Annotated in this window: 10 protein-coding genes; 7 read left to right on the plus strand and 3 right to left on the minus strand. The window is 71.8% G+C overall.

Annotation, left to right across the window (positions count from 1 at the left end; all coding sequences use genetic code 11):
• From ACGFSA_RS17060 to ACGFSA_RS17070, 3 genes are all read left to right on the plus strand, one after another.
• Complete coding sequence (locus ACGFSA_RS17060) at nt 1-1527, plus strand: hypothetical protein (RefSeq protein ID WP_393304901.1); 1527 nt, start codon at nt 1-3, stop codon at nt 1525-1527.
• 160 nt (nt 1528-1687) lie between these two features.
• Nucleotides 1688-2608 carry a hypothetical protein gene (locus ACGFSA_RS17065; RefSeq protein ID WP_393304903.1) on the plus strand — a complete coding sequence of 307 codons (921 nt, stop codon included), beginning with the start codon at nt 1688-1690 and terminating at the stop codon, nt 2606-2608.
• A 53-nt stretch (nt 2609-2661) separates the two neighbouring features.
• Nucleotides 2662-7554 (plus strand): hypothetical protein, encoded by a 4893-nt coding sequence (locus tag ACGFSA_RS17070; RefSeq protein ID WP_393304905.1) that lies wholly within the window; start codon nt 2662-2664, stop codon nt 7552-7554.
• 194 nt (nt 7555-7748) lie between these two features.
• Here ACGFSA_RS17070 and ACGFSA_RS17075 read toward each other — a convergent pair whose 3' ends face one another.
• The gene (locus tag ACGFSA_RS17075) at nt 7749-8195 is read right to left on the minus strand and encodes a hypothetical protein (protein WP_393304907.1); all 447 of its coding nucleotides are present in this window, start codon (nt 8193-8195) and stop codon (nt 7749-7751) included.
• Between the two features lie 412 nt (nt 8196-8607).
• Here ACGFSA_RS17075 and ACGFSA_RS17080 point away from each other — a divergent pair, with 412 nt between their 5' ends.
• From ACGFSA_RS17080 to ACGFSA_RS17095, 4 genes are read left to right on the plus strand one after another with little or no spacing between them, the layout of a single operon-like run.
• Complete coding sequence (locus ACGFSA_RS17080; RefSeq protein ID WP_393304909.1) at nt 8608-11526, plus strand: nitrate- and nitrite sensing domain-containing protein; 2919 nt, start codon at nt 8608-8610, stop codon at nt 11524-11526.
• A complete protein-coding gene (locus ACGFSA_RS17085; protein ID WP_393304911.1) occupies nt 11523-11966 on the plus strand; it encodes a roadblock/LC7 domain-containing protein in 444 nt (147 codons plus the stop codon). The genes ACGFSA_RS17080 and ACGFSA_RS17085 overlap by 4 nt, the downstream gene beginning before the upstream one ends.
• Nucleotides 11967-11975: 9 nt before the next feature.
• Nucleotides 11976-12413: a DUF742 domain-containing protein gene (locus ACGFSA_RS17090; protein ID WP_393304913.1), complete on the plus strand. Its 438-nt coding sequence runs from the start codon at nt 11976-11978 to the stop codon at nt 12411-12413.
• Nucleotides 12394-12999 carry an ATP/GTP-binding protein gene (locus ACGFSA_RS17095; protein WP_393304915.1) on the plus strand — a complete coding sequence of 202 codons (606 nt, stop codon included), beginning with the start codon at nt 12394-12396 and terminating at the stop codon, nt 12997-12999. Before ACGFSA_RS17090 ends, ACGFSA_RS17095 begins: the two co-directional genes overlap by 20 nt.
• Nucleotides 13000-13166: 167 nt before the next feature.
• Here ACGFSA_RS17095 and glpK read toward each other — a convergent pair whose 3' ends face one another.
• Both glpK and ACGFSA_RS17105 read right to left on the minus strand, forming a co-directional pair.
• The gene (gene glpK, locus ACGFSA_RS17100; RefSeq protein WP_393304917.1) at nt 13167-14681 is read right to left on the minus strand and encodes a glycerol kinase GlpK; all 1515 of its coding nucleotides are present in this window, start codon (nt 14679-14681) and stop codon (nt 13167-13169) included.
• Nucleotides 14682-14765: 84 nt separating this feature from the next.
• Nucleotides 14766-15527 carry an MIP/aquaporin family protein gene (locus ACGFSA_RS17105; RefSeq protein ID WP_393304919.1) on the minus strand — a complete coding sequence of 254 codons (762 nt, stop codon included), beginning with the start codon at nt 15525-15527 and terminating at the stop codon, nt 14766-14768.
• Between the last annotated feature and the right edge of the window lie 116 nt (nt 15528-15643).

Below are 15643 nucleotides of genomic sequence, written 5' to 3' on the forward strand. Positions count from 1 at the left end.
GTGACTTCGCCTGCCTACACGGACAACGCTGCGCCCCAGCTCAGCGCGGGGCCGCGGCCCGCCCCGGGCCCGGCCGCCGACGAGGGGCTCTCCCGGCGGCTGCGCGCGCTCGCCTGCACGGCGCCGCTGCACGACCTCGACGTGCGCAAGGCGAATCTGGCCGGTGAGTACACGGTCTACGCGATGGCGGAGGTCGCGCTCGCCGCGATCGACCAGGTCACACTGCACATGGACTTCGACACGGGCGCCGACCACGAGCAGATAGTGGCCAAGCTGCTCCCGCGCGTCGCTGCCCAGGCTCCGCGCCGTCCCGCCGCGGAGCACGAGCGAGTCGCCCGCTGGGTGCTCGAGAATCTGATCAACGTCGGAAGCGTGGACCGCGGCTTCCGGGCGGTGTACGGCACGTTCGGCCCCGACGGGGTGTATGTCCGCAGGGACTACGACTTCAAGCTGATCGAAGAAGTCCCCGGTTACGGCGGCAGCGTCTATCTGAGGGCCACCGACGAAGCGGTCAACGTCCTGGTCGGCGCCCTCGACACGGACGTCACCAGCGCCCAGATCGCCGCCGAGGTGAAACTGGAGGTCCTGATCAGCCGGGGCCGCCTCGCCGATGCGCAGCTCGCCGCCGAACAGGCCCGCTACCGCACCGTGCAGTACGCCGAGACGCTCCGCAAGACACTGGAGGCGACCCGGCGCAACGTCAGAGCCGTCGACTGGCTCAACACCGTGCCCGACATGATCGCCGAGGCACTGGACCACGTGGCCGACCGCTACCGCCACGAGAACGCGATCCTCACCAACATCCGCAAGGCCAGGGACGAGGCGGAGGACCCCGAGCACAAGCGCCGCGCCGCCGAGCTCGTCGACATAGTCAAGGACTGCATCCGCCGCCACACCCAGCTGCAGTCCCGCCTGCTGGAGGCAGGACCGCTGTTCCGTGCCGAGCAGGACCGGCAGGCGTTCGCCACCCCCACGGCCAGGACCGGCCTCGACCTGTACGGCCAGCTGGTCGCCCCGCTGCTGCCGCTCCCCGTCGAACAGGCCATCCGCGTCACCGACGTGTTCTTCGCCCACGGCACGGGGCTGCGCACGCCCACCTCGGTGCGGGTGGGTGACCTGGTCGACATGCTGCTCACCCCGCCCCTGGAGCGGGAACATCTGGGTGCCGAGATGCCCGAGCCGGATCTGATCGCCACCCCGGACGACAGCAGGTTCAGCGAGGAGCAGCTGGCGAGCGCCATGAACCTCCTCGATCTGGAGCACGACGCACCGCGCCGGCTCTCCGGGCTCCTCACCGAGGCCCGGCGGAGCGATCCGGACCTGCCCTATCTGGTCGCCCTGCTTGCGGTGCACGCCGCGTCCCCGCCGGTCGGCACCGCCTACCGGCAGGGCGAGCGGCGCCTGCTGTTCGCCGTCGACGACGGGACCCGGCTGGACGACCCGGAGTTCGGCGGGGCGGACCTGATCGTGGGCACGGCCCTGCTGGACGCGGCGGGCATGGCCGCGGACCGCTCGGAGGCCTCATGAGCGGGCAGGTGCGCTCGACCCGGCGGAGCCCTGATCACCGCCGGCCCCGGGCCGCCACCTCCGGATGCGCGGCTTTGCCCGCACCCTTCCGTACGGACGCTGTGAGAGCCGGCGCCGCCCACCCTGTACCACCGAGATCCCGCACCGAGGAGCGACCGTCGTGAGCGACCACCGCGCAGAGCACACCGACGCGTGGAGCGAACCGACCGCCGGGTACGCGACCGAGGGCGACGCCGCCCACGAGCCTGCGGCACCCACCGCCGTCACCCCGGCCGACGCGGCCGACGCCGCCCGGCTCGTCGCCTTCGGGCTGCAGCCCAAGCTGCTGCCCGCCCGCGACGCCGAATACGCCGAGCTCCTTCGGCGCTACCGGGAGGAGACCCCCTTCGCCCGGCTCGCCGATGCCGTGGCCACCGGACTCGGTCTCGTCGTCCTGGAGGTCTCGACCCGGGCCGGCATGGCCGTGACGGCGGGCGAGGACTCCGTCTTCGCCGTCCGCATGGGCGACTACGCCCGCCGCGCCTCCTCCGACTCCGCCGACCGCTTCCTGCACGGGCTGGCCCATCTCGCCGTCGCCGCCATGGCCTTCCCGCGCCCCGAGGACCTCGCCGACGACGCGTACATCGGCCGGGTCACGGTCAACGGCATCGACGCGTTCGTACGCCAGGCCTGCCACCGCCTGGAGGAGCGGGCCGAGGAACACGGCGACAACACCGACCCGGCCACCGACGCCCCCGGGCTGGAAGCCGCCTGGCGGATCTATGCCCGGCGCAGCGCCACCGGCGCGACGAAGGACGCCCGGCGGCTGGCCGGATCCACCACCGGCATCGTCGGCAAGGCCGTCGCCTTCCTCACCGACTCCGGCTTCCTCCAGCGCACCGCGGACGACGCCGGAGGAGCCTTCCGTACCACCGCCCGCTACCAGCTGCAGGTACGCGACATGGCGGGTACCGCCGCGATGGCCGAACTCCTGGAACTCGGCGTCGTACCCGTCACCGACGGAACGGCGACGCTGCTGCCGCCGCCCGACGGCGACGACCTGGAACTGGCGGCCGACGCCGGTCTGCCCTTCCACGCCTGAGCACCCCCACCGCCGCCCCACTCCTGCTTTCCGAACGACGAGAGTCCGCCGCCATGTACGAGCTGTCCCGGGTCCGCCTCTACTCCATCGGGCCTGCCGGTGCGCGCTACGCCGACACCGTGCTTGACCTGCGCGGAGTGGGCGAACCCGTGCCCAACCCCGCGCCGGCCCAGGCGGAGTTCTTCGAGGAGGAGCCGGTCGGCCCGCCGCGCCGCCCGGCACCCGCCGGTGTGCTCTTCCTGGAGAACGGCGGCGGCAAGTCCGTCCTGCTGAAGCTGATCTTCTCCGTGATGCTGCCCGGCCACCGCAACACCCTCGGCGGCGCCAGCTCCGGCGTACTGCGCAAGTTCCTGCTCGCCGACGACTGCGGTCATGTCGCCCTGGAGTGGCAGCACACCCTCACGGGCGAGTGCGTCGTCGTCGGCAAGGTCAGCGAGTGGCGCGGACGCCAGGTCTCCAACGACCCGCGGAAGTTCGCCGAGGCCTGGTACTCCTTCCGCCCCGGACCCGGTCTCAGCCTCGACTCGCTGCCGGTCGCCGAGGCCACTGCCGTCGGCCGCCCCGTCGAAGGCGCCTCCGGCGCCCAGGGCAGGCGCCGCACCATGAAGGGCTTCCGGGACGCACTCACGGACGCGGGCAAGTTCTACCAGCACCTCGATGTGCACTGGGAAGAGATCCACGACCGGTGGAACGAGCACCTCGGCGACCTGGGCCTCGACCCCGAACTCTTCCGCTACCAGCGCGAGATGAACGCCGACGAGGGTGAGGCGGCCGGGCTCTTCGCGGTCAAGAAGGACTCCGATTTCACCGACCTGCTGCTCCGCGCCGTCACGGACACCCGCGACACGGACGGTCTCGCCGACCTGGTCAGCGGCTTCGGCAACAAGCTGGGCCGCCGGGCCGAACTCACGGCGGAACGTGACTTCACCGCAGGCTCCGTCGACCTGCTCGGCCGGATCGTCGAGGCCACCGGCACCCGCTCCCGTACCCGCGACATCCACGCGGGCGCCGAACGCCGCACCCGCACCCTCGCCCGCAGGCTCTCCGCCCGGGCCGCCCAGGAGCGCGGCCGCACCGCCGACCTCGCCCAGCAGGTGACGGGCGCTGCCCACACCGTCACCGCCGCCGAGGAGGCCCGCAGCCGCAGCGCTCTCATCGCCGCCGAACTGGCCTACCGGCACGCCTCCCTGGCCCTCGCCGCAGCAGAGAAGGGCGCCGCCGCCCAGCGTCGCGAACTGGTCGACGCCCGCACCCTGCACTCCGCCTGGCAAGCCGCCGAAGCCGTGCTGCGCCACCGCGCCGCCGCCGACCGGTCGGCGCGCGTCGCCGTCGCCATCCGCGAGGCCGAACGCGACGCCGCACCCGCGCTCGCCGCCCGCGCCACCGCTGCCGCCGACCTCGTACGCGCTCTGCATACCGCCGCGGAAGCCGGCGAGCAGCTGGCCAACGAGGAGGAGGAGCGCTCGGACACCCTCCAGGCCTCGGGCGAGACGGCCCACCGGGATGCCACCACCGCCGCCACCGAGGCCCAGCGCGCCCGCAGTGAGGCCGGACATCTGCGCCAGCGCCTCGCCGAGGTCGAGCAGGAGACCGCCGAGGCGGTACGGGCGGGCTGGCTCGACAACACCGCGCCGGACGCCGATCCGGCGCGGGCCGCCCTCGCCGCGAGCGACGCCGAGCAGTCCACCGTCGCCGCCTGGAACGCCGCACGGGAAGCGGCCGGAGCCGCGGCCGACCGGGCCAGGGAAGCGGCGGCCGCCGAGAGCCGCGCCGAGCTCGCCGCGGCGCGCGCCGCGGACGGTGCGCAGGCGGCGGAACAGTCGTACGAGGCCGAGTTCAGGGCCGCCGAGTCGATCGCCGCCGAACACCGCCTCGCCGACCTGCTGGGCCTCCCCTCGGCGCACGGCGCCGGTGTGCCCCGCCCCCGTCGCGGTGCCACCGGTAACGCACCGGGCACCGCGTCAGGCACCGCGGCACCGCACGGCGCGGCGCCCCAGGACGGGCGCGAGGACGGGGCAGGAGCAGGTACGGGCTTCGGCACCGCCGCGGCCGGGTCCGACCGGCAGGCCGTCGCCGGCCAGGCACTCGCCACCGACCGCACCGCCGCGGGCGAGCACTCCCTGACCGCCGAACAGCCGCTCACCGCGGAGGAGTTCGACCGGAGCGCCGACGAGCTGAGGGAGCTGCTCGACGAGGGCATCGCCAGCGCCGAACGCCGCCTCTTCGAACTGCGCACCGCCGCGGCCGACGACTCCCGTATCCTCGGCGCACTCGGCGACGGCGGACTGCTGCCGCCCGGACCCGACGTGCTCGCCACCGTCGAATACCTCGGTGAGCACGGCATCCCGGCCCTGCCGGGCTGGCGCTACCTCGCCCAGGCCGTCGACCCCGCCGACCACGCGGCGGTGCTCGCCGCCCGCCCCGAGCTCGTCGACGGCGTGATCATCACCGACGCCGACTCGCACGCCCGCGCGCGCGAGGTCCTGGGCGGCGCCGCCCTGCTACCGCGCTCCGCCGTTGCCGTCGGCACGACCGCCGCACTGCTCGCCCCGGTACCCGCCCCCGGCACCGGCTCCGCCCGGAGCACCGACGGGGTGTTCCTCGTCCCGCCGAACCCGGCGATGCACGACGAGCATGCCGCCGACGAGGAACGCCAGGCGCTGCGGAGCCGGGCCGCCGACCGCGACGAGGACATCCGCACGCTCGCGGCCCGCCTCGCCGGAGACCGGTCCCTCGCCGCCCGCATCGGCTCCTGGCGCGCCGACTGCCCGCCCGGCATGCTCGTCGAGCTCGCCGAGGCCGCCCGTACCGCCCGCACGGCCGCCGAGACGGCCCAGGCCGTGCTCGCCGAGGCCCGTTCGGCGCGCGCCGAGGCCGACGAAGCCGCCGCGGACGCCGCCCGCGTCCGCGACGAGCGCCAGGAGGCCGCCCAGCGTGCCCGCCGTGTCGCCGACGCCCTCGCGGGCCTGGCCCACCGACTCCGCGAACGCTCGCGCTGGCAGGCACGACTGCGCGAGCTCGTCGAGGAGGCGGCCGAGTCCGAGGCCCGCGCCACCGTCTGCCTGGAGCGGGCCCGCGTCGCCGACGAGGACCGCAGGGCCGCCCAGCGCGCGGCCGACGACGCCCGCCGCACCGCCCGAGCCCTACGCGCCGAACGTGCGGAGATCGCAGGCGCCCCGGAGAACCTCCCTGAGCCCGAGGGTGACTCCCCGCGCCCCGCCCTCCCCGCCCTGCGCGAGGCCTACCGGGCCGCATCCCAGCTGTACGAGAAGGTGGGTGTCGGCGCCGACCTGCGCGCCGAACAGGCCCGCGCCGAGAGCGACGAGAGCGCCGCCCTCGCCGAACTGGACCGGCTCACCAACAAGGTCCGCACCCGCGCCGCCCAGCTCCTCGAAGGCACCGACGGAGCCGACGGCCCGTCGCGCCAGGCGGCTGCCGCCCGCGCCGAATCCCTGGTCCAGCTCCTGGAGACCCGTGCCTCCATCGCGAGCGAGCAGCTCGGCCGGCTGCGCGGTGAGGCCGAGCGTCTCGCCCCGGTCGACGGCCAGACCCACCACACCGAGCTCCCCGACGAGCTGGTCCCCGCCGACGCCGAGCAGGCCCAGACCCTCCTGCGTACCACCACGGCCGAACTCGGCACCGCCACCGGCGCCCTGGACACCGCCCGCGCCGCCCACGCCGAACTGCTTCACGCCCACCGCACCGCCGAGGCATCCGCCGGAGGCTTCGACGAGACCGCCGCCCTGCTGCGCGACCTTCTCAGGGACCACGGCGCCGACGACGACCCGGAGGCCCCCGAGCCGTACCCCGGCAGCCTCGACGAGGCCCGGCAGTCCGCGGCCGAGGCCCGTCGCTCGCTGCGCGGCTGCACCGCCGACCTCTCCGCCGCCGAAAGCGCCGTACGCGAGGCGAGCGATGTCCTCGTACGGCACGCCAACTCCACCCGCTACGAGCAGGTCCGCACCCCTGCCCGGCAGCAGATCCGCGAACTCCCGGCCGCGGCACTGCCGGAGCACGCCGAGAAGTGGGCCGCCGCCTTCGCGCCCCGGCTCCGCGTCCTCACCGACGAGCTGGCCCAGCTGGAGCGCAACCGCGACTCCATCGTCGACCGGCTCCGCGGACTCGTGGAGTCCGCACTCACCACCCTCCGTTCCGCCCAGCGGCTCTCCCAGCTCCCCGAGGGCCTGGGGGAGTGGTCCGGCCAGGAGTTCCTCCGAATCCGCTTCGAGGAGCCCGACCAGGCGACGCTCACCGGGCGGCTCGGCCACGTCATCGACGAGGCCACTCGCGCCGCCCTCAAGAAGAACTCCGACCTGCGGCGGGACGGCATGTCCCTCCTGCTGCGCGGTGTCCAGGCGGCCCTGGAGCCCAAGGGCATCGCCGTGGAGATCCTCAAGCCGGACGCAGTGCTCCGCGCGGAACGTGTCCCGGTCGGACAGATGGGCGACGTCTTCTCCGGCGGCCAGCTGCTGACCGCCGCCATCGCCCTGTACTGCACGATGGCCGCCCTGCGCAGCAACGACCGGGGCCGCGACCGGCACCAGCACCGCCACGCGGGCACACTCTTCCTCGACAATCCCATCGGCCGCGCCAATGCCACGTATCTGCTGGAGCTCCAGCGCGCGGTGTCGGACGCCCTCGGCGTACAACTGCTCTACACCACGGGTCTGTTCGACACTACGGCACTCGCCGAATTCCCGCTGGTCATCCGGTTGCGCAACGATGCGGACCTGAGAGCGGGGCTGAAGTACATCAGTGTGGAGGAGCACCTGCGCCCCGGCCTGCCGCAGCAGGATCCGAACGGTGAGACGGTGCACGGAGAGATCACCGCGACCCGCATGTTCAGGCGAACACCGGCGACGCCCGACGCATCAGAGGCAGCTGAAGCCCTTGACGCACCCCGGGCCCCCGAGCCGTCCCGGCGTGCCGGAACGCCGGCCGGCTAGCGCGACTTCGACGTCCCGCCGGGGCACTGGTGCCCCTCCCGGCAAGCTTTGCCCCGTCGCGCCGCCCAGCACGCACGCTCGCCGCGTTGGCCAAAAGCCCTGGTAGCTCTGCTACCAGGGCTTCCGGCCGCCTTGCGATCGCACGCACTGGACGACGCTCCTCATGGGGCAAACATTGCCGGTCACGGCACCAGTCAAGCCCGCGACAGGCTGCCCGTGCCCCGGCGGCGTATCCGAGCCGCCTCCCGGTCCGCGGCCCTCGCCGACCGACGGGCCGCACGCCGCTCCCGGCGCAGCTGCCGTGCCGAGCTGCTGGGCATGGACACCACGCCATGGCGCTGATTCCAGACCTGGCGGGTCACCCACACGTCCAGCACCGACCAGGTGGCGACCACCGTGCTCCCCACGCTGCTCAGCACCATCGGGAAGGCCAGCCACGAGCCCGTCAGTGTGGCCAGGAACGCCACCATGGCCTGGATGATCGTCAGCGACATGATGAGCACGGCGCGCACGGCCGACGTACGCACCGGATCCGGCATACGTCGCCGTACCGCAGGCTCCTCCACCCACAGCGGCTGCCGCGGGATCCGTGTCCCGCCCTCCGCCGGCGCCCCGGTGCTTCGACGCTCTTCCGTGTCCAAGGACTTTCCACTCCCCACCGCTGTCCGACTTCAGGGTTGTTGCCCGGCATGCGCCATTTCTATACAGGCGGACCGGATCGCCCTGCCGTACGCCCTCTCCGTAATCCCCTACCCCGTGCCGACGCTCGTACAGACAGACGAGTGAATCGTCATGAAGATTCCCTCGATCCATCACGGAACGAAGAGTTCCAGCCAACTGCCATGTGGGGGAATGCGGCGCTCTGACGGGTCTCTTCTGCCGCTTTCGCGAACTTCATCTCCCGGAATACCAAGACAACTCACGCCCAGCGCCTGCCAGTCCGGCTGAAAATCGTCCGGACATGCCTTCGAGTTGTCTGTGAGGCAGTAGTAGGCTCGCGCCGTTTATTGACGGAACACCGCCCGCGCACGAGGGGCTGAGCTGGGGGAGGCCATGCGCTTTCGCGGAAAGTCCATCCGCAGGAAGATCGTGGCGTTGCTGCTGGTGCCGCTCGTCTCCCTCACCATCCTCTGGGGCTTCGCCACCTACCTGACCGGCCGCGAGGCCAATCAGTTGATGGGTGCGAGCACGATCGTGGAGAAGGTCGGCCACCCGCTGGAGGACGCCGTCCGGGTGGTCCAGAACGAGCGCCGGCAGACCCTCGTCTTCCTCGCGGACCCCCGCGCCTCCGACGCCCTTCCCCTGCTGCGCCGCCAACGTGCCGCCACCGACCGCGTCGTGGCGGACGTCAAGAAGAGCGCACAGCAGAAGAGCATGCGCGACGCCCTGAGCACCGACGCCGAAGCGCAGCTCAATTCGATCATCAGCGCCGTCGAAGGTCTCGGCGCGCTCCGCGACTCGGTCGAGAAGCGCACCATCAACCGTAATCAGGCACTGGATTTCTACAACGGTCTCATCGACCCCTGCTACCGCTTCCTGACCGGTCTCCACACCATGGAAGACGTGTCGCTGGACAAGCAGCTTCGCGCTCTGGTCGGCGTCTCACGGGCCCGCGAACTGCTGTCCCGGGAGGACGCACTGGTCGCCTCGGCACTCGTCGCCGGCCGGCTCGACGCCCCTGAACTCCGGCAGATCTCCGACCTCGTCGCGAACCGCAAGCTGCTCGTCGAGATCAACAGCGAGGCGCTCCCGGCGGCGGAGCGACGGCGGGTGGAGCAGTACTGGGCGAGCCCGGAGAGCGAGCCGCTGCGCACCGCGGAGAACAAGATTGTCGCCGCGGGCCCCACCGACGACCCCCGCGCGGTCGACGCCGAACGCTGGCAGGAAGTGGCTCCGCCGGTCCTGGACCGGCTGGCCAACGACTCGACCGAGATGAACAACCGCTTCCACGACCGTGGCAGGCCCGCCGGATACAGCGTTCTGATCAAGGCCGGTGTCGCGGGTGTCCTCGGCTTCCTCGCCCTGCTCGTCTCCGTCTTCGTCTCCGTACGCATCGGCCGTGAGCTCGTCCGCGACCTCTCCCGGCTCCGCAAGGACGCCCACGAGGTCTCCGGCGTACGGCTGCCGAGCGTGATGCGCCGCCTTGCCGCGGGCGAGCACGTCGACGTCGAGACCGAGGCCCCGCAGCTGAGGTACGAGAAGGACGAGATCGGCCAGGTCGGCCAGGCACTCAACACGTTGCAACGAGCGGCCGTCGAGGCCGCGGTCAAGCAGGCCGACATGCGCCGCGGCGTCTCCGAGGTATTCGTCAACCTCGCCCGCCGCAACCAGGTGCTGCTGCACCGCCAGTTGACGCTGCTGGACGCCATGGAGCGCCGGACCGAGAACACCGACGAACTCGCGGATCTCTTCCGCCTGGACCACCTCACCACCCGCATGAGGCGGCACGCCGAGGGCCTCGTGATCCTCTCCGGCGCCGCGCCGTCCCGGCAGTGGCGCAAGCCGATCCAGCTGATGGACGTGGTGCGCGCGGCCGTCGCCGAGGTCGAGGACTACGAGCGCATCGAGGTCCGCCGGCTGCCGCGCCTCGGCGTGGGCGGGCCGGCCGTCGCCGACCTCACCCACCTGATCGCCGAACTCCTGGAGAACGCCACCGTGTTCTCGCCCCCGCACACCGCGGTCCAGGTGCACGGCGAACGCGTCGCCAACGGCTTCACCCTCGAGATCCACGACCGTGGCCTCGGCATGCGGCCCGAGGTCCTCCTGGACGCCAATCTGCGGCTCGCCGAGACGCCGGAGTTCGAGCTCTCCGACACCGACCGGCTCGGCCTCTTCGTGGTGAGCCGACTGGCTCAGCGGCAGAACGTCCGGGTTTCCCTGCAGACCTCTCCGTACGGAGGCACCACCGCCGTCGTCTTCATTCCGGCGGCCCTGCTCACCGATGCCGTCGATACGCACGGCTCGGGATTCCGCCTCGACCGGCGGGCCGAGAGGGCGATCGGCAGCGGCAGGACCGGCAAGGAGGCGTCGCGCAGCGACAAGAACCGCAGGGACGGCGTAGCGGACCGGCGGACAGCCGATCGCGTGGGGGAGGCCAGACCCGGCGTACTCGCTCCGGTCTCCAGCGGGCTCGCGGACCCGACCGTCCTGGACGGACCGGTCGAACTCGAAGGGCCGGTCGACGCACTCGGCTTCATGTCGGATCCCGTGCTCGGTTCCGTACTCGATCCGGTTCTCGACGGAGTGTCCGACATCGAAGACACCGAGAGCGAACGCGGTGGCATCTTCCGCGCCCGCCACCTCCGTCGTGACGCCGACCGCGAACAGCACCAGCAGGCGTCCGGCCGGATCTCCGGACCCACGGCCGATGTCCGGGCGATGCGCCCCGGCGGCCCGGTTCCGCTGCCCCGCCGCAAGCCACCGACGCTCGTCACCGACCGGGGCCGCCGCGTCGACGAGGCCGTCCGCGCGCACCCGACGACCACCGACCAGGAACCGACGGACACCGGAAGGGACGCCGGCGCGTCCTCGTACGACAACGGGCGTTCCTCCTATGCCCCCGGGCAGTCCACCAGCGACGCCTGGGTCTCCGCCGCCACCCGGCGGCCCACCGAACCCCGGCAGCCCACCGGCTTCCGGACATCCCCCGAGCCCGCCGCACCCGCGTCGGCACCCCCTGAAGCGACGCCACCGACCACACCCCCTTCGCACCCGGGAACCGTGGGCGGACTGCCCCGCCGGATCCGGCAGGCCAACCTCGCCCCGCAGCTCCGCGAAACATCCGGCGGACGTGCTGCCGAGCCGGCCCGAACGGAACCGGCCGAGGGCATCGAGCGGGACGCGGACGAGGTACGCAGTCGAATGGCATCGATGCAAAGAGGCTGGCAGCGCGGCCGTCGGCAGAACGCCGAGGAAGCGACCGGGCCCGGTGAGACAGCTCAAGGAACCACTCCGGGAGGGGACGGTCGATGACCGCACCGAATGCCGCAGCATCCAACGCCACACGCCAGGGATCCGGCGAACTCGACTGGCTGCTCGACGAACTCGTCGAGCGTGTCGGCAGCATCCGCGAGGCTCTGGTGCTCTCCAGCGACGGCCTCGCCACCGGCACGTCCAAGGATCTGACCCGGGAGGACAGTGAGCATCTGGCGGCCGTCGCCTCCGGATTCCACAGCCTCGCCAAGGGCGTCGGGCGCCACTTCGACGCGGGCCGTGTCCGTCAGACCGTCGTCGAACTCGACGAGGCGTTCCTCTTCGTCACGGCCGCCGGTGACGGCAGCTGTCTGGCCGTGCTGGCCGACTCGGACTCCGACGTGGGGCAGGTGGCGTACGAGATGACGCTGATGGTCAAGCGTGTGGGGGCACACCTGGCCAACGCCCCACGGACGCCCGGTCCGGCCGCCGGAGGGTGAGGGGCCGGCATGAGCGCTGACTCGTTCCGGGGCACACCCCCCGGATCCCCGGCCGCTCCCACCGACCCGCAGTCGTCACGCTGGTACGACGCCGACGCGGGGCCGGTGGTCCGTCCGTACGCGATGACTCGGGGCCGTACCAGCAGCGCGTCCCGCCACCGCCTCGACCTGATCGCGATCGTCGTCCCCGAACCGGCGGCCGACGACCCCGGCCGGGACCAGACGCTCTCCCCGGAACACGTGGAGATCGTCGAACTCTGCAGCACCATGCCCCAGTCGATCGCCGAGCTGGCGTCCGGTCTGGATCTCCCTGTCGGGGTGGTCCGGGTGCTGGTCGGCGATCTCGTCGAGGACGAGCTGGTGCATGTGACCCGTCCCGTTCCGCCGGCCGAGCTGCCGGACGTGAACATTCTTCGCGAGGTGATCAATGGCCTTCGGGCGCTCTAGCCGCAGCAGGCGGCCCGTGGAGCCGGTTACCTTGAAAATCCTGGTGGCGGGCGGCTTCGGCGTGGGCAAGACGACGCTGGTGGGTGCGGTCAGCGAGATCAGACCACTGCGGACGGAGGAGCGGCTGAGCGAGGCCGGCCGCCCGGTGGACGACACGGCCGGAGTCGAGTCCAAGACCACCACCACGGTGGCCATGGACTTCGGGCGGATCACGCTCCGCGAGGATCTGGTGCTGTATCTCTTCGGCACACCGGGGCAGGACCGGTTCTGGTTCCTCTGGGACGAACTGGCCCAGGGAGCCCTGGGCGCGGTCGTCCTCGCCGACACCCGGCGTCTGGAGGACTGCTTCGCGGCCGTCGACTACTTCGAGCAGCGCGCGATCCCGTTCACCGTCGCGGTCAACTGCTTCGAGGGAGCCGACCGGTTCCCGACGGAGACGGTGCAGGCGGCGCTGGACCTCGACCCCGAGGTACCGGTGCTCATGTGTGATGCGCGCGACCGGTCCTCGGCACGGGACGTGCTGGTGGCGGTCGTCGAGCACGCACTCGCCCGCACGGAGCGGTTCCGCGAGCCGGCCACCACCTGAGCACAGCGGTGGAACGCGGCCCGTACCCCCGCCGACCGGGGTACGGGCCGCGCGTCGTGGGGCCACCGGATGCGGGACCGCGCAGGGAACCGCGTACTCCGGGACCGGGCACGGGCCCATGTCCGGAACCGCCTCCGGGACCGCGAACGGGCCGGTGTGCGGAGCCTCTACCTGCTGGCGGTATCCTCCTCCCAGCCCAGGCTCCGCTCCACGGCCTTGCGCCAGTTGTCGTACTCGCGCTCACGGATCTCCGGCTCCATGCGCGGTTCCCACTCCACATCGCGCTGCCAGTGCGTCTTGAGCTCGTCGAGCCCCGACCACACCCCGGTCGCAAGCCCCGCCGCGTACGCCGCGCCCAGGCACGTCGTCTCGGAGATCTTCGGTCGGATCACCGGAACCCCAAGGACATCCGCCTGGTGCTGCATGAGCAGCCGGTTCGCCGTCATCCCGCCGTCCACCTTGAGCGTCGTGATCGGCACCCCCGAGTCCTGGTACATCGCGTCGACGACCTCACGCGTCTGCCAGCTGGTCGCCTCCAGAACGGCGCGGGCCAGATGCGCCTTGGTGACGTAACCGGTGAGCCCGGTGATGACCCCCCGGGCGTCCGAACGCCAGTAGGGGGCGAACAGCCCGGAGAAGGCAGGGACGACGTACGCCCCGCCGTTGTCGTCGACGCTTGCCGCCAGCGTCTCGATCTCCTCGGCGCTCCGGATGATCCCGAGCTGGTCGCGGAACCACTGGACCAGCGCCCCGGTGATCGCGATCGAGCCCTCCAGGCAGTAGACGGGGGCCTGGTCGCCGATCTTGTAGCCGAGCGTGGTGATCAGCCCGCTCTTCGACGGCATGGGCCTGTTCCCGGTGTTGAGGAGCAGGAAACTCCCGGTGCCGTACGTGTTCTTGGCGGTACCCGGGTCGTAACAGGCCTGTCCGAAGACCGCCGCCTGCTGGTCGCCGAGCGCGGAGGCCACGGGCACCCCGGCGAGTGCGCCGACCGCCGTCCCGTACACCTCCGCCGACGACCGGATCTCCGGAAGCACTGCCGCCGGGACGTTCATCGCCGTGAGGATCGACGGATCCCACTCCAGCGTCTCCAGATTCATCAGCATCGTGCGCGACGCATTGGTCACGTCCGTGACATGGACACCGCCATCCGTGCCGCCGGTGAGATTCCAGATCAGCCAGGAGTCCATGGTGCCGAAGGCGATCTCGCCCCGCTCGGCGCGGCCCCGCAGGCCCGGTACGTGGTCCAGCAGCCAGGCGGCCTTGGGGCCGGAGAAGTAACTGGCCAGTGGAAGCCCGGTGATGTCCCGGAAGCGGTCCTGACCGTCCGCGCCGCCGAGTTCGTGGCAGAGGGCGGCCGTACGGGTGTCCTGCCAGACGATGGCGTTGTGCACGGGCTGCCCGGTCGCCCGGTCCCAGAGCACGGTCGTCTCGCGCTGGTTGGTGATGCCGAGCGCGCTGAGCTGCTCTGCCCGCAGCCCGGCATGGGCGAGCGCTCCCGCCACCACGGCCTGGACCGTGGTCCAGATCTCGGTGGCATTGTGCTCCACCCAGCCGGGTTTCGGGAAGATCTGGCGGTGCTCGCGCTGGTCGACGGCGACAATCGCGCCGTCCTGATCGAAGATGATGCAGCGGCTTGATGTGGTGCCCTGATCGATGGCGGCGACAAACCTGCCCGTCATGACGTCCCCTTGTCGCAAGGTCGAGAAGCCGAAGTGGCAGAACCTGGATGACCGGAACCTGGACGGCCAGTGCCGGGAGGGGCACTAGAAGGCGGCATGGAAGATGACACCCGCCAGGAGTCCGCCCACCAGCGGTCCCACCACCGGGATCCAGGAGTAACTCCATTCGGAGGTTCCCTTGTTCGGTATCGGCAGCAGTGCGTGCACCAGCCGTGGACCGAGGTCACGGGCCGGATTGATCGCGTACCCGGTGGGTCCGCCGAGCGACAGTCCGATGCCCACCACCAGCAGGGACACCAGGAGTACGGAGATTCCGGAGCCGTAGACACCAGCCCCTGCCCCCGCCACCGGCCCGATCCCGATCGCGGTGTTCTTCCCGAAGGCCAGGATCGGCAGCACCAGGCCGGTTGTCGCAATGATCTCGGTGCCGAGGTTTGCCACCGGACTGCGGATCTCCGGAGCGGTCGAGAAGATCCCCAGCGTCGGCACGGCGGTCTTCTCGTCCGCGTTGGCGCGGAACTGCGCGTAGTACGTGAGCCAGGCCAGCAGCGCACCGATGATCGCGCCCACCATCTGTCCCAGGATGTAGAGGGGGACCTTGTCCCACTTCCCGGTGTCGACGGCGATGCCGACCGTGACCGCCGGATTGAGATGCCCGCCGGACAGCGGGGCCGCGGTGTACGCACCGGCCAGCACACCGAAGCCCCAGCCGAAGGCGATCACCACCCATCCCGCGGCTCTCGCCTTGGAGTGGTGGAGGGTGACGGCCGCGCACACACCTGCGCCGAACAGGATGAGGATCGCCGTACCGATGACTTCCCCGACGAAAATGTCTCCATTGCTCATGGCGCTCCTAGGGGTTGTCCGGCGGGTCTCGCCGGTCGCTTCCATGGCTACGGAGGCCGAGAGCAGGGAGGTTCGTTGCCCTGCCCGGCTGTCCGTGACGAGCGTGGTGACCATGT

The organism is Streptomyces sp. NPDC048496, assembly GCF_043200055.1.
Lineage (GTDB): Bacteria > Actinomycetota > Actinomycetes > Streptomycetales > Streptomycetaceae > Streptomyces.